18 protein-coding genes are annotated in these 21,699 nt (G+C 74.2%); 1 reads left to right on the top strand and 17 read right to left on the bottom strand.

Annotated features, from left to right (window positions below):
• Nucleotide 1: 1 nt before the first annotated feature.
• From typA to ACQP60_RS01920, 14 genes are all read right to left on the bottom strand, one after another.
• Nucleotides 2-1,912, bottom strand: coding sequence for a translational GTPase TypA (gene typA, locus ACQP60_RS01985; protein WP_429728153.1), 1,911 nt, complete (start codon nucleotides 1,910-1,912; stop codon nucleotides 2-4).
• A gap of 57 nt (nucleotides 1,913-1,969) precedes the next feature.
• On the bottom strand, nucleotides 1,970-3,703 hold the full coding sequence (locus ACQP60_RS01980; protein WP_429728152.1) for a BCCT family transporter: 1,734 nt from the start codon (nucleotides 3,701-3,703) through the stop codon (nucleotides 1,970-1,972).
• Between the two features lie 105 nt (nucleotides 3,704-3,808).
• Nucleotides 3,809-5,590: a dipeptide ABC transporter ATP-binding protein gene (locus ACQP60_RS01975; protein WP_429728151.1), complete on the bottom strand. Its 1,782-nt coding sequence runs from the start codon at nucleotides 5,588-5,590 to the stop codon at nucleotides 3,809-3,811.
• Nucleotides 5,587-6,564 carry an ABC transporter permease gene (locus tag ACQP60_RS01970; RefSeq protein WP_429728150.1) on the bottom strand — a complete coding sequence of 326 codons (978 nt, stop codon included), beginning with the start codon at nucleotides 6,562-6,564 and terminating at the stop codon, nucleotides 5,587-5,589. Before ACQP60_RS01970 ends, ACQP60_RS01975 begins: the two co-directional genes overlap by 4 nt.
• Nucleotides 6,557-7,483: an ABC transporter permease gene (locus tag ACQP60_RS01965; RefSeq protein WP_429728149.1), complete on the bottom strand. Its 927-nt coding sequence runs from the start codon at nucleotides 7,481-7,483 to the stop codon at nucleotides 6,557-6,559. Before ACQP60_RS01965 ends, ACQP60_RS01970 begins: the two co-directional genes overlap by 8 nt.
• A 203-nt stretch (nucleotides 7,484-7,686) precedes the next feature.
• On the bottom strand, nucleotides 7,687-9,309 hold the full coding sequence (locus ACQP60_RS01960; RefSeq protein ID WP_429728148.1) for a peptide ABC transporter substrate-binding protein: 1,623 nt from the start codon (nucleotides 9,307-9,309) through the stop codon (nucleotides 7,687-7,689).
• Nucleotides 9,310-9,520: 211 nt separating this feature from the next.
• A complete protein-coding gene (locus ACQP60_RS01955) occupies nucleotides 9,521-10,243 on the bottom strand; it encodes an ABC transporter ATP-binding protein (RefSeq protein WP_429728147.1) in 723 nt (240 codons plus the stop codon).
• Nucleotides 10,240-11,211 (bottom strand): ABC transporter ATP-binding protein, encoded by a 972-nt coding sequence (locus tag ACQP60_RS01950; protein ID WP_429728146.1) that lies wholly within the window; start codon nucleotides 11,209-11,211, stop codon nucleotides 10,240-10,242. Before ACQP60_RS01950 ends, ACQP60_RS01955 begins: the two co-directional genes overlap by 4 nt.
• A gap of 76 nt (nucleotides 11,212-11,287) precedes the next feature.
• On the bottom strand, nucleotides 11,288-14,026 hold the full coding sequence (locus ACQP60_RS01945) for an FtsX-like permease family protein (RefSeq protein WP_429728145.1): 2,739 nt from the start codon (nucleotides 14,024-14,026) through the stop codon (nucleotides 11,288-11,290).
• Nucleotides 14,026-17,034, bottom strand: coding sequence for an FtsX-like permease family protein (locus ACQP60_RS01940; RefSeq protein WP_429728144.1), 3,009 nt, complete (start codon nucleotides 17,032-17,034; stop codon nucleotides 14,026-14,028). The genes ACQP60_RS01945 and ACQP60_RS01940 overlap by 1 nt, the downstream gene beginning before the upstream one ends.
• Nucleotides 17,031-17,246 (bottom strand): hypothetical protein, encoded by a 216-nt coding sequence (locus ACQP60_RS01935; RefSeq protein WP_429728143.1) that lies wholly within the window; start codon nucleotides 17,244-17,246, stop codon nucleotides 17,031-17,033. The genes ACQP60_RS01940 and ACQP60_RS01935 overlap by 4 nt, the downstream gene beginning before the upstream one ends.
• Nucleotides 17,247-17,256: 10 nt before the next feature.
• Complete coding sequence (locus ACQP60_RS01930) at nucleotides 17,257-18,066, bottom strand: GNAT family N-acetyltransferase (protein WP_429728142.1); 810 nt, start codon at nucleotides 18,064-18,066, stop codon at nucleotides 17,257-17,259.
• An 86-nt stretch (nucleotides 18,067-18,152) separates the two neighbouring features.
• A complete protein-coding gene (locus ACQP60_RS01925) occupies nucleotides 18,153-18,740 on the bottom strand; it encodes a hypothetical protein (RefSeq protein WP_429728141.1) in 588 nt (195 codons plus the stop codon).
• Nucleotides 18,737-19,207 carry a GNAT family N-acetyltransferase gene (locus tag ACQP60_RS01920; RefSeq protein ID WP_429728140.1) on the bottom strand — a complete coding sequence of 157 codons (471 nt, stop codon included), beginning with the start codon at nucleotides 19,205-19,207 and terminating at the stop codon, nucleotides 18,737-18,739. The genes ACQP60_RS01925 and ACQP60_RS01920 overlap by 4 nt, the downstream gene beginning before the upstream one ends.
• Nucleotides 19,208-19,297: 90 nt before the next feature.
• Between ACQP60_RS01920 and ACQP60_RS01915 the strand changes: the two genes are divergently transcribed.
• Entirely contained in the window at nucleotides 19,298-19,984 is a 687-nt protein-coding gene (locus tag ACQP60_RS01915; protein WP_429728139.1) for a LysE family translocator, read from the top strand.
• Here ACQP60_RS01915 and ACQP60_RS01910 read toward each other — a convergent pair.
• From ACQP60_RS01910 to ACQP60_RS01900, 3 genes are all read right to left on the bottom strand, one after another.
• On the bottom strand, nucleotides 19,948-20,322 hold the full coding sequence (locus tag ACQP60_RS01910; RefSeq protein ID WP_429728138.1) for a hypothetical protein: 375 nt from the start codon (nucleotides 20,320-20,322) through the stop codon (nucleotides 19,948-19,950). The two genes, ACQP60_RS01915 and ACQP60_RS01910, sit on opposite strands and share 37 nt — an antisense overlap.
• A 28-nt stretch (nucleotides 20,323-20,350) precedes the next feature.
• A complete protein-coding gene (locus ACQP60_RS01905; RefSeq protein WP_429728137.1) occupies nucleotides 20,351-21,121 on the bottom strand; it encodes a phosphatase PAP2 family protein in 771 nt (256 codons plus the stop codon).
• Nucleotides 21,122-21,223: 102 nt separating this feature from the next.
• Nucleotides 21,224-21,679 (bottom strand): SRPBCC family protein, encoded by a 456-nt coding sequence (locus tag ACQP60_RS01900; RefSeq protein ID WP_429728136.1) that lies wholly within the window; start codon nucleotides 21,677-21,679, stop codon nucleotides 21,224-21,226.
• Nucleotides 21,680-21,699: the final 20 nt, after the last annotated feature.

Genomic DNA, 21,699 nt, shown 5'->3' with positions numbered 1-21,699 from the left:
GTCAGGCGCGCTTGGCCCGCGCCGTCGCCCGGGCGCGCGCCGTGGCGTCGAGCTCGACCTTGCGGATCCGCACGACCTCCGGCGTCACCTCGACGCACTCGTCCTCGCGCGCGAACTCGAGGGACTCCTCGAGCGTGAGGTGGCGCGGCGGGATGAGGTTCTCGAAGTTGTCGGCGGTCGAGGACCGCATGTTCGTCAGCTTCTTCTCCTTGGTGATGTTGACGTCCATGTCCTCGTTGCGGGAGTTCTCGCCGACGATCATGCCCTCGTAGACCTCCTGCGTGGGGTCGACGAAGAACGAGCCGCGCTCCTGCAGGTTGATCATGGCGAACGGCGTCACCTTGCCGGCGCGGTCGGCCACGAGCGATCCGGTGTTGCGGGACTCGATCGGGCCGTGCCACGGCTCGAAGCCCTCGGAGATGGACGCCGCGATGCCCGTGCCGCGCGTCTCGGTGAGGAACTGCGTGCGGAAGCCGATGAGGCCGCGCGCCGGGACCATGAACTCCATGCGCACCCAGCCGGTGCCGTGGTTGCTCATGGTCTCCATGCGGCCCTTGCGCTGCGCCAGGAGCTGGGTGACGGCGCCGAGGTACTCCTCCGGCACGTCGATCGTCATCCGCTCCATCGGCTCGTGCCGCTTGCCGTCGATCTGCTTCGTCACGACCTGCGGCTTGCCGACCGTGAGCTCGAAGCCCTCACGACGCATCTGCTCGACGAGGATCGCCAGGGCCAGCTCGCCGCGGCCCTGCACCTCCCACGCGTCCGGGCGCTCGGTGGGGAGCACCTTGAGCGACACGTTGCCGATGAGCTCGGAGTCGAGGCGGTCCTTGACCTGGCGGGCCGTGACCTTGTGGCCCTTGCCGCCCTTGCCCGCCAGCGGCGAGGTGTTGATGCCGATGGTCATCGAGATCGCGGGGTCGTCCACCGTGATGAGCGGCAGCGGGCGCGGGTCGTCGACGTCGGTGAGGGTCTCGCCGATCATGATGTCGGCGATGCCCGCCACGGCCACGATCTCGCCCGGGCCGGCGGACTCGGTGGGCACGCGGTCGAGCGCCTTCGTCTCGAGGAGCTCGGTGATCCGCACGCTCGACAGGGTGCCGTCGTGACGGGCCCACGCGACCGTCTGCCCCTTGCGCAGCGTGCCGTTGAAGATGCGCAGCAGCGCCAGGCGGCCGAGGAACGGCGACGCGTCCAGGTTGGTGACGTGCGCCTGCAGCGGCATGTCGGCGTCGAACGTGGGCGCCGGGATCTTCTCGAGGATCATGCCGAACAGCGGCTCGAGGTCCTCGTTCGCGGGCAGCTCGCCGTCGGCGGGCTGGTCGATCGACGCGCGGCCGGCCTTGGCCGACGCGTACACGACGGGCACGTCGAGGATGGCGTCCAGGTCGAGGTCCGGGACCTCGTCGGACAGGTCGCTCGCGAGCCCGAGCAGCAGGTCGGTGGTCTCCCCCACGACCTCGGTGATGCGCGCGTCGGGGCGGTCGACCTTGTTCACGACGACGATCACCGGCAGCTTCGCGGCGAGCGCCTTGCGCAGCACGAAGCGGGTCTGGGGCAGCGGGCCCTCGGACGCGTCGACCAGCAGCACGACGCCGTCGACCATCGACAGGCCGCGCTCGACCTCGCCGCCGAAGTCGGCGTGGCCGGGGGTGTCGATGACGTTGATGGTGATGCCGCCGGGCTCGCCCGCCTCCGCGGCCGACGGGCCGGCGTACCGGACCGCGGTGTTCTTCGCGAGGATGGTGATGCCCTTCTCGCGCTCCAGGTCACCGGAGTCCATCACGCGGTCGTCCACGTGCTGGTGGGCGGAGAAGGCGCCTGCCTGGCGCAGCATGGCGTCCACGAGGGTCGTCTTGCCGTGGTCGACGTGGGCGACGATCGCCACGTTGCGCAGGTCGGAGCGCACAGACATCTACGGGTCTCATTTCCTGGGGTGGGGAGGCGACCCGTCAATCGGGCCGCCGCTATCTTACCCGCCCGGTCCAGGCTGCTCGTCCCCGCCCGCCGCGGACGCCTTCCCGGGCGGAGCGCCGGGCGGGTCCTTGGCGTCACGACGGCGCGGCACGCGCAGCCGCAGCGCGCCCGGGGCCGGCGGCAGGACGTTCTCCCACCGGCCCGCCAACGTGGTCGCCACCTCCTGGGTCACGTGCTCCGTGAGCTCCGCCCGGGCGGCACGCCGCTCGGCGCGCACGATCTGCCGGTGCTCCACGCTCAGCTCCTTGACGATGGACACCGCCATGCCGATGAGCACCAGAGAGAACGGCAGGGCGATGAGGATGGCGGCCGTCTGCAGCGCCGTGAGCCCGCCCGCCAGGAGCAGCGCCGCCGCGACCAGGCCCTCGAGGATCGCCCAGAACAGGCGGCTCCACAGCGGCGGGTTCGGGTCGCCGCCGTTGGCGAGCATGTCGACCACGAACGATCCCGAGTCGGAAGACGTCACGAAGAAGATGACCACCAGCACGATGCCCGCGACGGCGAGCCAGGTGCCGCTGCCCGGGAGCGTCGCGAAGAGCTGGAACATCGCCGTGTCGGTGTTCACGCCGCCGGTCGCGGGGTCCAGCATGCTGCCGGGCTCCGTCATCTCCTGGTGCAGGCCCGCTCCCCCGAAGACGCTGAACCAGATCGTGGCGACGGCCATCGGGACGGCCAGCGTGCCCAGCACGAACTCGCGCACGGTGCGGCCGCGGGAGATCCGTGCGATGAAGACGCCGACGAAGGGCGCCCACGAGATCCACCAGCCCCAGTAGAAGATCGTCCAGCTCGACTCCCAGGCCAGGCCCTCGTCGCCCCGGAACGCCAGCGTGTCGAACGTCATCTGGATGACGTTCGCGAAGTAGTACCCGAACGACTGCACCCAGCTGCGCAGGAGGAACAGGGTGGGGCCCAGCACCAGCACCACGACCAGCACGACGCCGGCGAGCACCATGTTCCCGTTGGAGAGCCACTTGATGCCCTTGGACAGGCCCGAGGCCACCGAGAACGCCGCGAGCGCGGTGATGGCCGCGATCAGCCCGAGCTCGAGCGCGATGCTCGGCTCCACGACGTCGAGGTAGCCGAGCCCGTGCGCCACCTGCAGCACCCCGAGCCCGAGCGACGTCGCGACGCCGAAGACCGTGCCGATGATGGCCACGACGTCGATGACGTTGCCCAGCCAGCCCTTCACCCGGTCGCCGAGCACCGGCTCGAGCGCCCACCGGATCGACACGGGCCGGCCCTTGCGGTGGATCGCGTAGGCCAGCGCCAGACCGGCCACCACGTAGATCGCCCAGGCGTGGATACCCCAGTGCACGTACGTCTGGGAGATCGCCGCCTGGGCGAGCGCGGCGTCGTCGCCGGTGACGCCGGGTTTCGGGGTGACGAAGTGCGACAGCGGCTCGGACACCCCGTAGTAGACGAGCCCGATCCCCATGCCGGTGGCGAACAGCATCGAGAACCACACGGGGAGCTTGAAGTCCGGTGCCTCGTCGTCGGGCCCCAGCACGATGTCGCCGAACCGGCTCAGGCCCATCCAGATCGCGAAGATGACGAACGCCGCCACCAGGAGCACGTAGTACCAGCCGAAGGCCCCGATCACCTCGCCCTGGAGCGTGGTCATCACGGCGTCCGTGGCGTCGGTGAAGAGGACCGCGACCAGCACGAACAGCAGGATGATGCCTGCTGCTGGGTAGAAGACGCCGCGGGCCAGCGTCGATGCCCCTGCCATGCCCCTCACCCTGACGCCCGGCCGGACCACCGGCAAACGCAGACGCGGCGAGGGCCGGCCCACGACCTGGTCGTGCGCCGGCCCTCGCCGGTCCGCGTCGGGGCGTCAGCCCGCGATCGCCGCGCCCTCCAGCCCTGCGCCGGGGATGGCGGCGAGCAGGTCGCGCGTGTACTGCTGACGCGGGTTGTCGAACACCTCGTCGGTGGTGGCCTGCTCCACGACGCGGCCGTTCTGCATCACGACCACCGAGTCGGCGATCTGCCGCACGACCGCCAGGTCGTGGGTGATGAACAGGTACGACAGCCCGAGCTCCTCCTGCAGGTTCCCGAGCAGCTCGAGGATCTGCGCCTGGACGAGCACGTCGAGAGCCGACACGGCCTCGTCGAGCACGATGACCTCGGGTCGCAGGGCGAGCGCCCGCGCGATGGCGATGCGCTGGCGCTGGCCGCCGGAGAGCTCGTTCGGGAACCGGCGCATGGCCGACTGGGGCAGCGCCACCATGTCGAGCAGCTCCCGCACCCGCTTCTCGCGCTCCTTCTTGCTGCCGACCCGGTGGAGCGCCAGCGGCTCCTCGATCGAGCGGTAGATGGAGAACGTCGGGTCGAGCGAGCCGTACGGGTTCTGGAACACCGGCTGGATGCGACGCCGGAACGCGAAGGCCTCCTTGGGCGTGAACTTCGCGACGTCCGCGCCGTCGAACTCGACGACGCCCGAGGTCGGGTCGAGCAGACCCAGCACCATGTTGGCCGCCGTCGACTTGCCGGAGCCCGACTCGCCCACCAGCGCCAGCGTGTGCCCGCGCTTGAGCGTGAAGCTCACGTCGTCCACGGCCTTGAAGTCCGTCGACGCCCCCGGCCGGCCGCCGCGGATGGTGAAGACCTTCGTGAGGTTCTTCGCCACGACGATGTCCGACTGCGCCGCTTTGCGGGCGTCGCGCAGCGGCACCGTCGCGTCGAGGTCGGGAGCCAGCAGCTCGTCCGACTCCTCGCCCTGCTCGTGCGCCACCTGGATGCGGCGGGACGCGAGCGACGGCGCCGAGGCGACCAGGCGCTGCGTGTACGGGTGCTGCGGGTTCGCGAGGATCTGCCGGGCCGGGCCCGACTCGACGACGCGGCCCTTGAACATCACCACGAGGTGCTCGGCGCGCTCCGCGGCCAGGCCCAGGTCGTGGGTGATGAACAGGACGGCGGTGCCGAGCTCCTGTGTGAGCACCTCGAGGTGGTCGAGGATCTGCCGCTGCACCGTGACGTCGAGGGCCGACGTCGGCTCGTCGGCGATGAGGAGCTTGGGCCGCGAGGCCAGCCCGATCGCGATGAGCGAGCGCTGGCGCATGCCGCCCGAGAACTCGTGCGGGAACTGGCGCGCCCGGCGCTCGGCGTCGGGGAGGCCGGCCTCCTGGAGCAGGCCGGCGACCCGCTCCTTGCGCTCCTTCTTGCCCCCCTCGAAGCCGTTGGCCTTGAGGGCCTCCTCGATCTGGGTGCCGATGCGCCACACCGGGTTGAGGTTGGACATCGGGTCCTGCGGGACGAGGCCGATGTCCCGGCCGCGCATCGCCTCGATCTCCGTGCGGGGCAGGCCGACGATCTCGCGGCCGTCGAACATGATGCTGCCGCCGGTCACCTTGCCGGTGCCGGGGAGCAGGTCGATCACGGCGTGCGCGGTGGTCGACTTGCCCGAGCCGGACTCGCCGACGATCGCGACCGACTGCCCGGGGTACACCGTGATGTCGGCGCCGCGGACGGCGTGCACGACGCCCTCCGAGGTCGTGAACGACACCTGCAGGTCGCGGATCTCGAGCAGGGGCTTGTCGGTCCCCGCCTCGTAGCTGCGGCCGGCGCCCTCACCGACGGGCTGGTTGCCGTTCGTCACTGGGAACTGTGTCGTCATCGCTTCCGTGCCTTCGGGTCGAGGGCGTCGCGCACGACGTCGCCCATCATGATGAAGCCGAGCACCGTGATCGCCAGGCCTGCGGCCGGGTAGAAGAGGATCTCCGGCGCCTGGCGGATCGCCCGCTGCGCCTGGGAGATGTCCCCGCCCCACGAGACGGTGCTGGGCGGCAGTCCGATGCCGAGGAAGCTCAGCGTGGCCTCGGCCACGATGAACGTGCCCAGCGCGACCGTGGCGTACACGATGATCGGCGCCGCCGAGTTGGGCAGCACGTGCCGCAGCAGGATCCTGCCGCGCCCCATGCCGAGCGAGCGGGCAGCGGTGACGAACTCGTTGTTCTTCACGGACATCACCGTGCCGCGCGTGATGCGGGCGATGGACGTCCACCCGAACGACGCGAGCACCAGGGCGACGGTGAAGCTGGTCCGGTTGGTGGTGATCGACATGATGACGATGGCGGCCAGCACCAGCGGGATCGCGAAGAAGATGTCGGTGATGCGCGACAGGACGACGTCGAACCAGCCGGCGAAGTAGCCGGCGACGGCGCCCATGATCGTCCCGATGATCACGACCATCGCCGTGGACATCACGCCCACGAGCACGGACGCGCGGGCGCCGTAGATGGTGCGCGCGTAGATGTCGCAGCCCTGCTTGTCGAAGCCGAACGGGTGCCCGGGCTCGGGGCCGGCGAGCGAGTTGGCCAGCTCGCAGTCGAAGCGCGGGTGCACGGACGTGAACCAGCTGGGGAACGCCGCCACCGTGATGACGAGCACGATGATCGCGGCCGCGACCCAGAACATGGGGCGCCGGCGCATCTCGCGCCAGGCGTCGCGCCACAGGCTGGACGGCGCCTCGTCCGTCTTGACCGCGTCGACGGCGCCCAGGCCGCCCTCGTCGACCTCGGCGGCGAAGTGCTCCTGCCCGGGGCGCGGTCGGCGCCCGCCGGGCACGGTCTCGTAACGGTTCTCAGGCATAACGGATCCTCGGGTCGAGGGCGGCGTAGAGGAGGTCGACGAGCAGGTTCGCCAGGATGTAGACGATGACCAGCACGGTCGTGAGCGAGACGACGGTGATGTTCTCGCCGCGGATGATCGCCTGGTAGAGCGTCCCCCCGACGCCGTTGATGTTGAAGATGCCCTCCGTCACGATCGCGCCACCCATGAGGTTGCCCAGGTCGGCGCCCAGGAACGTGACGACGGGGATGAGCGAGTTGCGCAGCACGTGGCGGCCGGTGACCTGCGAGCGACGGAGCCCCTTGGCCCGCGCGGTGCGGACGTAGTCCGCGCCGAGGTTCTCCGCGACCGACGTGCGGGTCAGGCGGATCACGTACGCGAAGGACGTCGCTGCCAGCACGATCGCCGGTAGCAGCAGGCTGTAGAAGTTCGGGTCTCTGCCCACCGTCACGGGGAACCAGCCGAGCTTCACGCCCATGACGAACTGCAGGACGAAGCCGATGACGAAGGTCGGCACGGAGATGACCAGCAGGCTGATCACGAGCACGGTGCCGTCGAACCAGCCGCCCTTGCGCATCCCGGCGAAGAGCCCGAAGACGACGCCGAAGACGCCCTCGATGACGAGCGCCATGATCGCGAGCTGGAACGTGACCGGCAGCGCGGCGCCGATGACGTCCATGATGTCCTGACCACGGAAGTCGACGCCGAAGTCCAGGGTGAAGACGCCCTTGAGGAAGAGCAGGTACTGCACGATGAACGGTTCGTTCAGGTTGTACTGCTCGCGAATCTGGGCTTGCACGGCCTCAGGGAGGCCACGCTCCCCGCCGAGGCCGGCGACGGGGTCTCCGGGCCGCAGGAACACGAGTGCGTAGAGCAGGAGCGTCGCCCCCAGGAACACAGGGATCACCTGTAGGAGCCTGCGTCCGAGATACCAGAGCATGTGTGTTGTCTCCTCGTTCGCCCCGGGATTCCCAGGGCCACGGGTTCTGTTTTCGGGCCTCGTTGCCAGGACGACGGCCACGACGGCTGTGGCCAGGACAGGATAGGGGGCAGGGCGTGCTTCGTCGGCACGCCCTGCCCTCCGGACGTCGGAGGGCCGGCCGCGAACCTACCGGACGCGACCGGCCTCCGCCGAATCGGGCGTCAGCCCTGCTTCGTGACCTGGTACAGGATCGGGTCGCTGTCCCAGCCGAAGGTGACGTTCTCGACGTCCTCGCTGAAGCCACCGGTGGCGTTCTGGTACCACAGCGGGATGCCGGGCATGTCACCGAACAGGATGGTCTGCGCCTCCTGGTAGGCCTTGATGGCCGCCTCGGGGTCGCTCGCGCCGTTGCCCTCCTTCAGCTTGGCGTCGAACTCCTTGTTGGAGTAGCCCATGTCGTTCGAGCCCGCGCCCGTGCCGTAGATCGGCCCGAGGAAGTTGCTCAGCGCCGGGTAGTCGGCCTGCCAGCCGCCGCGGAAGAGGCCCTTGATCTGCTCGTTGTCACGGGCGTCGAGGAACTCGTCGAACGTGGCGTACGGGTCGAACTCGCAGCCGATGCCGAGCGTGCTACGGACGTTGTTGCAGACGGCGTCCACCCAGGTCTGGTGGTCGGAGTCGGCGTTCGAGGCGATCTGCAGCGTGAAGTCCTTGCCGATCGGGTCCTCGGACTCGGCCTGGTCCCAGAGCTTCTTGGCCTCGTCGGGGTTGTACTCGAGGACCTCGTTGCCCGGGACCGAGTCGGACCAGCCGTCGATGACCGGCGACGTGAAGTCCTTCGCCGGGGTGCGGGTGCCGTTGTAGATCGTCTCGGTGATCTGGTCACGGTCGATCGCCATGGAGATGGCCTTGCGGCGCAGCACGCCCGCGTCGCCCTGGAACTCCTTGACGTACTCCGGGACGTTGACGACCTGGATGACGGCCGCGGCCTGGTTGACCGCGCGGTCGCCCAGCTCGTCCTCGAAGGAGGAGAACGCCGACGACGGCACGTTCTTCACGATGTCGAGCTGGCCGCCGAGGAGGTCGTTGTACGCCGTGTCCTCCTCGGTGTACGCGACCAGGTCGGCGCCACCGTTCTGCGCCTTCCGCGCACCCTTGTAGTCGGGGTTCGGGCGCAGCTCGATGACCTCGTTGTGCACCCAGTTCTCGACCATGTACGGGCCGTTGCCGATCGGCTTGTCGGAGAAGGCGTCCGGGTTGTCGAAGAACGCCTCCGGCAGCGGCATGAACGCCGAGTACCCGAGGCGGATCGGGAAGTCGGACTCGGGCTGGCTGAGCTTGACCGTGAACTCGGTGTCCGAGACGACCTTGAGGCCGGTGAGCTCCGAGTCCTTGTCGTACGAGAAGCCCTCGATGGGCTCGAAGAAGTACGACAGGTTCTGCTTGTTCGACAGCTTGGCGCCGTAGTTCCACGCGTCGACGTAGCTCTGCGCGGTGACGGGCGAGCCGTCGGTGAACGTCCACCCGTCCTTGATGGTGATCGTCCACGTCTGGTTGTCGTCAGACTCGATGGACTCCGCCATGTCGTTCTGGGGCGCGCCGTCCTGGTCGTAGTAGACCAGGCCCGCGAAGATGTTCGAGATGGCGAGGGAGCCGTTGGTCTCGTTCGTCATCGTGGGGATGAGCGGGTTCTGCGGCTCACCGTTCTGCACGGTGATGATCCCGGTGCTCGAGCCGTCGCCCGAGGCCTCGGGGCTGTCACCAGAGCCGCCACCGCACGCGGACAGCAGCAGGGCCGAGGCGAGGGTGAAGGCCCCGATGCCTGCAAGTCGTCGTCGAGGTGTCACGTGTCCTCCTGAGTTGGGTCGCTCACCGGCGGGGATCACCCCTCGGTGAGGTGCAGGCGCGTGTGCCCGCGCACTGCACTGTGCGCGGGTGACTCTAGTCACGGTTCGGGGCCCGCACATACCCTTCGCCCCGTTTGCACCCGGAACCGTGACCAATCCGGTATCTGGACGCAACTTCCGGGACACGACCGGCGCCCGGGGCCGGACACCGTCATACCGTCACCAACCGGCCGTCGCGGACCACCAGCACGCGGTCCGCCATGGCCACCAGCTCCGGGTCGTGGGTGGCCACGACGGCGGCCACCCCGCGCGAGTGCACCAGGTCCCGCAGCAGCGCCATCACGCGCGCCGCGGTCGCCGAGTCCAGCTGCCCCGTCGGCTCGTCGGCGAGCAGCACCCGCGGTCGGGAGACCAGCGCCCGCGCCACGCCGACACGCTGCTGCTGCCCGCCCGAGAGCTCGTACGGTCGCTGCTCCGCGTGGTCCGCGAGCCCGACCGCCTCCAGCGCCTCCGCGACCCGGGCCGTCCGCTCCGCGGCGTCGACCCGCGCCAGGCGCAGCGGCACCTCCACGTTCTCGGCCGCCGACAGCACCGGGATCAGGCCGAACGACTGGAACACGAAGCCGATCTCGGTGCGGCGCACCGCGTGCAGCTCGTCCTCGCCCAGCCCGCCCAGCTCGCGCTCGACGGCCCCCGTGCCGCCGGCCGCCGCGGGGTCGGCGCCGAGGTGCACGGTGCCCGTCGTGGGGCGGTCGAGCCCGCCGAGCAGGTGCAGCAGCGTCGACTTGCCGGAGCCCGACGGCCCCACCACCACGACGAGCTCGCCGGCCCCCACCTCCACGGACACGTCCTCCAGCGCCCGCACCTCGCTCGCGCCGCTGCCGTAGACGCGCGAGACGCCCTCCGCGCGCAGCACCGTCGTCGTGACGCTCATCGCTCCGCCCCCGGTCTGCCGGCCGATCGCCCGGTCGACGGTCCGCGCCGGCCGTCCGGCCGCACCTCGACGTGGTCGGGCTCGAGCGCGAGCCGCACGCGGTCGCGCAGGTCCAGGGCGCTGACGAAGTCCTGCGGCAGCTGCAGGCGCCCCACCCGGTCGAGCACGGCGAACTCCTCCGCGACGTGCCGCTGCGCGCCGTCCTCGTCCACCTCGGTGCGGCGCAGCACCTCCGTGGACGTGCGCCCGTCGCGGATCTGCACCGTCCGCGCGACGTGCTCCGAGACCGCCGGGTCGTGCGTGACGATCAGCGTGGTGACGCCGGTCGCGGCGTTCACGCCGCGAAGCGCCTCCAGCACCTCGACGCTCGTCGCCTCGTCCAGCTCCCCCGTCGGCTCGTCCGCCAGCAGCACGCGCGGCCCGCCCGCCACCGCGACGGCGATCGCGACCCGCTGCTGCTGCCCGCCCGACATCTGGCCCGGCAACCGGTCGGCCACGTGCCCGACGTCGAGCAGCTCGAGCAGCTCGGTCACGCGCGCCGCCCGCGCCGCCCGGTCGCCGGTGCGGGCGATCTCGAGCGGCACCCGGACGTTCTCGGCCGCGGTGAGGTACGGCAGCAGGTTGCGTCCGGTCTGCTGCCAGACGAACCCGACCGTGGACCGCTGGTAGCGCACGCGGTCGCGCCGCGTCATCGTCAGCAGGTCCGTGCCGCCCACGACGGCGGAGCCGGCCGTGGGCAGGTCCATGCCGGACAGGATGTTGAGCAGCGTCGACTTGCCCGAGCCCGACGCCCCGACCAGGGCGACCAGGTCCCCGCGGTCGACGGTGAGGTCGAGCCCTTGCAGCGCCTGCACCTCGATGCCGTCCGTCGCGAAGATGCGCACCAGCCCGCGGCAGCGGATCTCGTCGGGCTCCGTCCGGGCCGCGTCGGCCGCCGGCCAGCGCGCCTCTTCCTCGGTCACCACCATCTCGTCACCGCCATCTCGTCACCGTCTTTCCCGTCACGGCCTGCGGTCACCGCGGCCGCCCGTCCGTCGTCCTCCGTCATTCCGCCGCCTCCCGCAACCGCTCCGGCGTCGCGCCACGACGCCCCGCGACCGGCGCGACCACGGCCCCGACCACCACCGTCGCCACGAAGCCGGCCACCCCCAGCGCCACGAGGACGGGATCGGCCGTGAGCGCGGGCTGCGGCCCGCCCCCGGTCAGCGCGGTGAGGTCCACGCGGGCGCGCAGCAGCGCCGGCACGGCGACCCCGACGAGGGCCCCGACGACGAGTGCTCCCAGGGCCCAGGGCGCCACCTCCCACGCGACGAGGCCGCGCGACTCCGAGCGCCGGACGCCCATCGAGCGCAGCACCGCGAGCAGCCGCTCCCGGTCCGGTGCGGCCAGCACCAGCGTGAGCGCCACGGTGAGCGCGACCAGCACGCCCGCGAGGACGACGGAGACCCGCGCGCCGGTCGCGATCCCCTGGGCGGCGGGCGACTCGAGCAGCTCGTCGGCGACCGTCGTGCGGTCGTCCACGGCGGCTCCCGGCAGCACGTCGCGCACCGCGGCGGCGACCCGCGCCGGGTCCGCGTCGTCGTCGAGCGCCAGCAGGGCCGTGCGCGGCTCGGTCGCCATGTCGAGCGGCCCGGCGAGCACGCCGGCGTCGAGCACGAGCGTCGACGGCGCGTCGATCACGCCGGGCACCTTGTCCGTCGCCCCCGCCACCACGACGTCGGCGCTCTCGTCCTGCAGGTCGAGGACGAGACCCGTCGCACCCGCCGCGACCCCCGGGACCCGCAGCGCGAGGACGGGCAGGTCGCCGTCGGCGGTCGGGCGGGCGAGCGCCGCGACGCCGGGCGGGGCGTCGGGCACGCCCGCCTGCACGGCGGCGAGCGCCGCCGCGTCGACGGCGACCACCTGCACCGAACGGGACCTCCCGTCGGACGACGTGAGCTGGCCCGTCTCGGTCACCCGGGCCGCGGGGGCCACCGCCGCCACGCCGTCCAGGCCCCGCAGCGCCGCGACGTCCTCCTCGGCGAGCGCGGGCCCGGACACCCGCAGGTCCGCCCCGAGCTCGACGTGCGCCTGGCGGTCCACCCCCGCGTCCACCGTGGACAGCAGGACGGCCGACGACGCCCCCACGGAGACCGCGAGGACCAGGGCGAGCGCCGGGACGACGCCGCCCGCCGGCGCCCGGGTGGCCCGCGCCGCCCCGAGGAACGGCACGAGGTCGCGACGCCGCGACAGCAGCCGCTCGAGGCCCTTCGCCAGCAGCGGCACCACGCGCACCGCGACGAGGGCGGCCGCGGCCGCCACGAGGAGCGGCGTCGCCGCCACCAGGGGGTCGACCCCGCCGTCCCCCGCGCCCCCGACGACGCCGCGGCGCACCAGGAGCACGACGGCGAGGACCGCGACGCCCACGACCGAGAGCTCCGCCGTCCGGCGCCAGCGCCCGCCGGTGCCCGCGGCGAGGTCGTGGCGCTCGTTGCGCAGCGAGCGCGGCACCGTCACGGCGGCGGCCGCGACCGCGGGCGCCAGCGCCGCCGCCGCGGCCCACAGCAGCTGGGTCCCGGTCACCTCGCCCGGCCGGACGAGCAGGCCGAGCAGCACGCCGACGACGGCGGCGGGCAGGCTGACGGCCAGTCCCTCGGTCGCGGTGAGCAGCCGCAGCCGGGTGCCGGTCGCACCGCGCGCGAGCAGCACCGCGAGCGCCGCCCGGCGGCGCTCGACGACGAGGCGCGCCGCCAGCACCACGACCGCGCCGAGCGCGCCGAGCGGCCCCACCACCAGCACCGCGAGGATCGCGTCGGTCGTGACGCGCTCGCGCATCAGCGCGTCGAGCACGTCCGAGAGGGCGGTGCGCGCCTGCAGGGTCGCCGGGTCGCCCGGCAGCACGGTCAGGGTCTCGTGGGTGAGGCCGCGCACCTGGTCGGCGAGGGTGGCGACGTCGCCGGACCGCAGGCCCTCGACCGTCACCGGGTACCACAGCTCGGTCTGCACCTCCCGGAAGGCGAGGGACCCGATCATCGCCGGGTCGACGTAGACGGCCGCCGTCGCGATGGTGGCGCCGGACGGGGTCGTGCCCAGCTGGGCCTTCCGACCGAACGGCTGGTGGTACCAGGTGCTCGCGTCGGGGTCGACCGGTTCGGCGAGCCCGACGACCCGCAGCGGGGGGAACTTCCAGACGTCCACGGCGTACGTCCCGCCGAGCTCCCACCCGAGCGTCTCAGCGGCCGAGCGAGACAGGACCACCTGGACGGGCTCGTCGCCCTCGGGGCCGTTGAAGCCCGTGACCACTGGCGTCGCGGCGGGCCACTCCCCCTCGACCAGCCGCAGGTCCTCGGTCATTCGTGCCGACGCCCGCATCACGACCTGCGGGACCTCGATCCCGGAGCCGGGCACCTGCTCGGTCACCGCCTCCCGGGAGGAGACGGCGAACGACGGCTCGCCGAGCACGTCGCGCAGGGGGCGCGGCAGGCTGGCGCGCAGCGTCACCATGCCGTCGAGGAACTCGTCCCACCGAGGCTCCGGCGGGACCGCGGGCTCAGCCGACGGCTCGGTCAGGACGGCGTCCGCGGCCGACAGACCGCCGCCGGGCACCACCGACGCGCGGGACGTGACGTCGCGCCGCTGGGGCGAGAGCTGCTCGGTGGCGTAGGTGACCTGCTCCGAGCGCATCTCGCCGATCGCCCGGGTGGCGGCGGTCGCGGCACCCGCCCCGAGCACGGTCACGACGGCGAGGACGAGCGCCGTCCCCCACGCCGTGCGCAGGTGGCGGCGGAGCAGCAGCCACAGCATCAGCGCACCTCCTCCCGGTAGCCGCCGTCGCGCGCCTGGCCGGTGACGGCGGCCCGCACGGCGAGCGCGACGGCCGCCAGCCCCACGACCAGGACGACGCCGGGCACCAGGGCCGCCGCGGGCGCGAACGCCGCGGCGGGCACGGGGACGACGGCGAACCCGGTGAGGGTGGCCGCGGCCAGGCCCGGCACGGTGGCCGCTGCGAGCGCCCACCCGGCCAGGAGCCCCGCGAGCAGCGCCGCGGCCGCGACGACGGCGAGCTCCGTCGCACGGCTCGCCCCCTGCGCCCGGGGCGGCAGGCCGACGGCGCGGAGCACCGCGACCTCGCCGCGCCGCTCCCGCACGCCGGCGACGCTCACCGCACCCACGCCGACCAGGGCGAGCGCCACGGCCGCGAGCGCGGCGACGGTGAACGCCTGGCGCACCGGGCCGGCGGCGTCGGAGCCCTGCTCCCCGCTCGACGTCGTGACCAGCACGGGCCCCTGGACCGGCACCGATCCGGCGGCCTCCTCGGTCGCGGCGGCCAGCCGGTCGACGTCGGCGCCGGGCGCGGCGCGGACCCAGGTCTCGCGCGCACCGGGCACGACGGCGGCGAGGCGCAGCGACGCGGCCTGCAGCGCGTCGAGCCCCACCATCGCCGCCGCCGGGTGGGTCGAGCCGGGCACGACGTCCACGACGCCGACCACCTGCACGGGCAGCCGCCCGCCCTCGCCCAGCGGGAGCTCCGTCGTGCCGCCGGGCGCGACGTCGAGCAGGCCGGCCAGGCTCTGCGACAGGACCGCCGGGGCCGGGCCCCGGCCCGAGCCCCCCACCATGACGCGGAACGGGGAGGGCATCGCCTCGTGGTCCGCCTGGATCGCGAGGCTCAGGCCGGAGCCCTCGCGTCCGCCGAAGACGGCGTTCGCCCTCGGGTCGTCGCGGGCGGGGGCCCAGTCGACGGACGCGACGTCCACCGCCGTCGTCCCGCCCGCGTCCGTGGTGGCGTCCAGCTCGTCGACGGAGAGCCGCAGCGTCGTGAGCGCGCTGCGCGACGGCGGCAGCTGGGTGTCGAGCGCGACGACGGTCCAGCCCCCCGGCGCGCCGTCCGCGGCCGCGGGGGCGGGCGGCACCTCGGCCCGCAGCTCGAGCGTGCGCTCGTCGGGGCCGATCGGGTGCTTCTGGTCGGCCTCCCCGTCGACGCCGCCGTCCAGGTCACCGTCCAGGTCACCGTCGAGGTCGACGTCGAGGGCCCCGACGTCGACGGGGACCAGCTGCCCGTCGGCGTCGGCGAGCCAGAGCGTGAGCGCGACCGTGGAGCCCTCGAGCGCGAGCAGCCCGCCCCGCTCGGAGGCCGTCGGCCCGGTCGCCGCCACGAGCGTGTCCCACGAGGCCGGCTCGCCGCCCGCCCCCGCCGTCCCGGCCTCGGCCGTGGCCTCCTCGTCGACGACGAAGAACTGCCCCGTGACGTGGAGCGACAGCCCGGTGGTGCCGGCCGGGAGCCGGGGGTTGTCGGCGTACGGGCCGGCGCCGTCCAGCGCCGCCGCGATCTCGTCGACGCCCTGCTGCCCGTGCGGTCCGCGCGCCACCGCGGCGACCCGGTCGGGCGGGACCCCCGTCGTGGTCAGGGGGACGCCGTCGAGGGCCGCCTCGGACACCCGCACGGGCGCCGCGGCCGCCGCGCCCGGCAGCGCCGCGTACGTCGCGGCGGGTCCGGGCGTCCCCTCCGTGGCGACCACGCGCACGTCGCCGCCCGCGGCGACGGTGGCGGCCGCCCGGCGCAGCTGCTGCCCGGTCCCGGCGTAGGCCGACGCGAGGACGACACTCCCTGCCGCCACCACGACCAGCACCACGGGCACCGCCGTGACGGCGAGGCGCCGCGCCACCTGCCGCGCCGCGAGCACCCGCGTGCCCGGGCGGCGCGCGGTGGCCCCCGCCCACGCCCGCGACAGCGGGCCCAGCAGGGCCACCGCCACGACGGCCGCCGCCGCGAGCACGAGCGCGGGCGCCGCGGCGGCCGCCGGGTCGGTCTGTGCGCCGTCGGGCGTGGGGACGAGGGGCGACCCGTACCGGCGCAGCAGCCACGTGGTGACGCCTGCGGCCACGACGACGAGGGCGACCGTCCCCCAGGTGGCGGCCCGCCGCGCGCGGCCCGACCGGTCCACGACGCGCAGCGCCGCGGCCGCCCGCGCCTGCAGGCCGCCGACGGTCACGAGGACGAGCAGCGCGCCCGCCGCGGTCGCCACTGCCGACGGTGCCAGCGTCCCCGCGAGCGCCCCGCCGGGCGTGCCCTGGGCCGCGAGCACGGCCGCCGCCGCGCCCGCGCCGACGGCCGCGCCGCCCAGGACCACCAGCGCCGCCTCGGCCGCCCCGGCCGCCGCCAGCTGCCCCGCCGAGGCGCCGCGCGAGACCAGGAGGTGCACCTCCGCCGCCCGCGTGGCCGCGAGCAGGCGCGCCACCTGTCCGACGGAGACCGCGCCCGCCAGCGCGAGCACCAGCATCGGGACGAGCGCCACGGCCGCCGCGGCGGCCGCCGCCTCCGCCGCGGCGGCCGCCCGCTCCCCCAGGTCCCCCGTCACCGTCGCGCCGCGCACCGCCACGGCGTCGTCGGCGAGGACCGTCTCGAGGAGGGCGTCCGCGCCGGTCGCGAGGACGGTGAGGTCGGCGGTGCCGGTCGCGGCGACGTCCGGCGTGAGCGTCCAGCGCACGAACGGGTCGTCCGAGTCGTCGTCGGGCACCTCCTCGCGGACCAGCGCGTAGGGCGCGGGCGCGAACAGCGCCTCGACGTCGCCGCGCAGCGCAGCGTCCTGCGCCGCGGCGTCGGCCTCCGGGGCAAGCCGGGTGGTCACCGCGACCACGGCGGGGTCCCCGCCGCGGGTGAGCCCGTCGTGGACGATGTCCGTCTCGGCGGCGCGGACCGCCCCGACCGCCGTCCCGAGGGCGGCCGCGACGGTGGCGACCAGCAGCGCGACCAGGACCAGCAGCCCTCGTCGGGCGCCCGAGCGGCGCGCCAGCAGCCGGGCGCGGCTCACGGACGGTGCCCGCGCTTCTCGTTGCCGCGCCGGTAGTTGCCGGTCGCGCGGGCCAGCAGCTCCTGGTCGGTCTCGGGGTCACGACCGAGCAGCGCGGCCAGGCGCGCGGCACGCGCCCCCGCGACCGTGACGACCGGGCGGCCGCCGCGGCTCACCAGCACCGTGCCGTCCTTGGTGACCCGGTGGTCGAACGGGTCGTCCTCGAGGCCCATCCGGTGGCCCTCAGCGGCGCCACTCGTAGGGCGTCGTGGTGGACACCTTGACCAGGCCGGACCGCTCCAGGATGGGCCGGGAGAACTCCGTCGAGTCGCTGTGCAGGTAGGTCTTGCCGCGCGCGACGGCGGACCGGGCGCGTGCCGCGGTCAGCGCGCGGTAGATGCCGCGCCCCCGCCACTCAGGGCGGGTCGAGCCGCCCCAGAGCCCGGCGAAGTCGGTGCCGGGCACGGGCTCGAGCCGGCCGGCGCTGATCACCTGCCCGTCGGCCTCCGCGACCCACAGCTCCATGTCGGGGTCATGCTGTTGGCGGTGGAGGATCTGGTCGGCATGCCCCGAGGTGGCCGGGTCGTCGCCGAAGACCTCGTCTGCCATCGCGGACATCGCGCGCACGTCCGCCTCCGCGGTGATCCGGCGCAGGGTGACGCCGTCCGGCAGCGGGACGTCCGCCACGAGGAGCCGCGCGTCGCCGATCATGATCGACTCCGGCTCCTGGGGCTCGAAGCCGTGGTCGACCAGCGCGTCGTGCAGGCCGGGGGCGACGTCGTGGCCGCGGGTCTTCCACTCGGCGTCCGTGATGGTCGCGTCGTCGCGGAAGTGCGCGAGCGCCGCGGCGACGAACCCGCGGATCGTCGCCGCGTCGGCGCCACCGAGGTCGCGGTACGTGACGAACCCTCGGCCGCCCGGGAACGTGACGAGGCGCAGCGGGCCGAGGCGGGTCACGGCGACGGCGCTCGGCGTCTCGGCGTCGGTGCGCAGCTGGTCGTCGTAGGCGGAGAGGAGGCGCGCGACGTCGACGTCCGCGGCTGATGCGTTCACGGCGGACACCCTTCCAGAGCGCAGCACGCGGGGCAACGGTTTTCACCGGGATGCACGGAACCGACAGGTCCTTGCCTCGTCGGGCGTCAGTCGCCGGCCAGGTCCTCGTCGGACCACAAGGCGGCGGACGCATGACCGAGCAGCAGCTTCGGGTAGTAGGTCCACGCGAACCAGGGGGCGACGCGCGACGGGCCCAGCGCGGCGTCGAGAGCCAGGCCGCCCGCCGTGAGGGCGACGCCCAGCGCCCGACGCCGCGCCGGGTTGCGGCGGACGACGACCGTCGCCGCCATGAGGTAGGCGTACTGCGCGGCGGCCCACGCCACTGGCGGCACCCGCCGCCGTCCCCCGACGCCCGTGTCGAGCCACGCCACGGCCGCCGGGTGCACGTGCAGCGCGGCGAACCTGTAGTGCGCCGGGGCGCCCTGCCCCGGACGCTCGTACCAGCGCGCGCAGGCCCGCGTGTTGTTCACGTAGGCGCCGCCCGACAGGTCGACGGCGAGCAGGCACGCCGCCACGACCCGCGCCCTTCCCACGCCGCGGCACCGCGCGACCAGCGGGGCCGCCACCGCGCCGACCGCCGTCGTCGCGGCCGTCAGCGCGTGGTTCGCCGGCGTCGCCTCCGGCCCGACGAACTCCCCCCACGCCTGCCGGAACCTCGCGCCGAGCCCCGTCATCCGCCGCTCCCGTCCTCGCGCACGACCTGGTCGGCCCGGGTCGCGACCAGGTCGTCCCAGACCACGAAGACCGACCCGGCGTCGATCTCCGCACCCGCCGCGCGGTAGGTGGCGAGCGCCGCGTCGTTGTCCGCCTCCGTGCCCGTCCACATCCCGTGGCAGCCGCGCGCCAGGGCGACGTCGCGCAGCGCCGCCAGCAGCGCCGTCGCCACCCCCTGCCGCCGCCAGGCCTCGTCGACGCCCAGCTCGTAGAGGAACAGCTCCGCGTCCTTGTCCGGGTGGCGCATCTCCACCCCCGACACGAACCCGACGTCGCTCCCGTCGGCCGCGCGGGCCAGCAGGACGACGTGGCCCGGGCGGCCGAGCGTGTCCGCCGCGCCCTCGGGCGTGACCGGGCCGTCGAAGAGGTGCGACGCCGCGACGAGCTCGCTCGGGTCGCTGACCTGCACGATCGTCCATCCCGCCATGGGGCCATCCTCGCCCCGGGCGGCCGGACGGGCCACGCGAGCCCGGGGAAAGATGTCACGGACAACAGTCCGGTCCCCTCCCTCCCCACCATGACCGTGCAGGCGATGCAGGTGACGCAGACGGTGGAGGCGGTGACGGCGCTGCTACCGGGGGCCGCCGCGCTGCTCGGGTTCCTCGGGGCGTCCCTCGCGGCCCTGGCCGTCCCCGGCCCGTCCGTCGTGTACGTCGTCGCGCGCGCCACCGCTCACGGACGCCGCGCCGGCCTGTGGTCGATGGCGGGGCTGGAGACCGGCGCCGCGCTGCACGTCGCCGCCGCGGCGGCCGGGCTGTCCGCCCTGCTGGCGCGGTCGCCGGCGCTGTTCGACGCGGTGCGCTGGGCCGGCGCCGCCTACCTGGTGTGGCTCGGGGTCCGCGAGCTGCGCGCGGCCCGCACCGTCGGCGCCGTCACCGGCGACGCCGGGGCGCCGTCGTCACCCCGACGCTGGCGCCTGTTCGCCGACGGTGTCCTCGTCGACGTCCTCAACCCCAAGACCGCCCTGTTCTTCCTGGCCTTCCTCCCGCAGTTCGCCGACCCGGCGCGCGGCCCCGTGGCACCGCAGCTCGCGCTCCTCGGCGGCCTCTTCGTCGGGCTCGCCGCCCTCGTGGACTCCTCGTTCGCCCTGCTCGCCGACCGGGTGTCGTGGCGGCTGCGCGCGTCGGACCGCGCCCGTCGCGGGCTGGGGCGTGCCTCCGGCGGGATCTATCTGGCGCTGGCCGGGGCCGCCGTCGTGGTCTGATCGCCGTACGGCACCGAGTTCAGGGGCGCGAAGGCCTCGCTCGCCGCCATCCACGCCGCGAACGTCACGGCGCCCGCCTCGAAGGCCACGAGGCGCCGGTCCCAGCGCCGCCCCGGGCCCGTCGCCGAGCGCACGAGCGCGAGACCGCCGGCCAGGTTGGCCGCGCCCCACGCGAGGTTGACCAGCGGCGACGACCTGCGTCCCGCCAGCGGGGTGAGGTGCTCACGTCCGGTCGCGGCCGACGCCAGGTGCGGGGCGCTGTTGGCCACCAGGAGGCCGCCCACGAAGGCGGTGACGTACCGGCCGCGCGTCGCGGCCACGGGTGCGGGTCTGCTCATCCGGCCGACGTTCCCAGGGCGGCCGCGGTCACGCAAGGATGCGCGACGGCGCGGGGCGACGGGAGCGGGGCCGCCACCCCCGACGGTCCGCCTCGACCAGCAGGCGCAGCAGCAGGCCGCCGACGAGCAGGCCGCCCACCAGGTCGCTGATCCAGTGCCAGCCGAGGTAGTAGGACACGGCGACGGCGTTGAGCGCGACCAGGCCGACGCCCAGCCGGAGGGTCGTCATCGTCCGCGCCGACGCGGTCGTCCAGCGCCCCACGAGGTAGACGGCGGTGCCGTAGACCAGCACCGCCTCGGCGGCGTGCCCGGACGGGAAGCTGATGCCGCTCCAGCCGAGCTGGCGCAGCCCGCCGTCGAACAGGTCGGCGTCGTCCGTCGTGGGCGCGGGCCGCGCGAGCACCACCTTGAGCAGCCCCACCCCGCCGTAGAACGCCAGCTCGGCCGCCGCGGCGCACCACAGCGGCCGCCACGTGCGGTGCCGCCACGAGAGGGTGACCGCGACGGCCAGCAGGACCGGCAGGCAGACCGCCTGCCCGGCGATCGGGTCGAGGACGTGCTGGAGGAACGGCCGCAGCCCCGGCGTGAGCTCCCTGGCCCAGTGCCCGTGCGCGGCCTCGTCGATCCCCTGGAACGGACCGGCCGCCAGGAGCGTGACGACGACCAGCCCGGCCAGGAGCGCCGGCGCCGACGTGAGGCGGGCGAGCGGGCGGTCCCGCCGCCGGGCACGCACCGCTCGGGTGCCGGGACGGGGACCGTCCGGGGCGCGCTCGGGCGCGGTAAGAGCCTGGAGCAACATCACGCTCAGGGTAAGCAGCGTGCCTGGGCATCGCCTGGTCGGGCACGTGTGGAGCCCCCCACGGCCGCCGCCGGCGGTGCGGACACGCCGGCGGCGCGGGCGTCAGCGCGGTGCGGTGAGCGTCGCCACGAGCCAGTCGTTGCGGGTGCGCAGCAGCCGCGTCATGTACCGGGTGAGCACCAGCCGCTCCACCCACCGGCCCAGCGCACCGGCCGGGGCCGCGAACTCCACCGTGTCCGTCATCCGGGTGCCGCCGGGCGTCCCCTCGAACCGGTGCTCGTGCCACCAGCGGCGGAACGGCCCGGCCACCTGCTCGTCGACGAACCGGTGCGGCGCGTCGTGAGCGCTGATGCGCGACGTCATGCGGATCGGGACGCCGAAGTGGCGCGCCCGCCAGGTCACCGTGTCGCCCGGGCCCATGACGCCGGACGTCACGCCCGCCACCGCCCGCTCCCCCGAGCGGCGCATCGACGCCGTGTGCGCGTCGACCGACAGGCTCAGCGCGAAGCACGCCTCCGGAGCCGCGGGGATCTCGGTCGTCAGCACGATCGTCGGCACCGGGCGATCGTAGGCCCGAC

Source organism: Isoptericola variabilis, assembly GCF_050311655.1.
GTDB lineage: Bacteria > Actinomycetota > Actinomycetes > Actinomycetales > Cellulomonadaceae > Isoptericola > Isoptericola variabilis.
The sequence above is the reverse complement of the archived record's forward strand: the minus strand, read 5'-3'. Positions and strand labels throughout refer to the sequence as shown.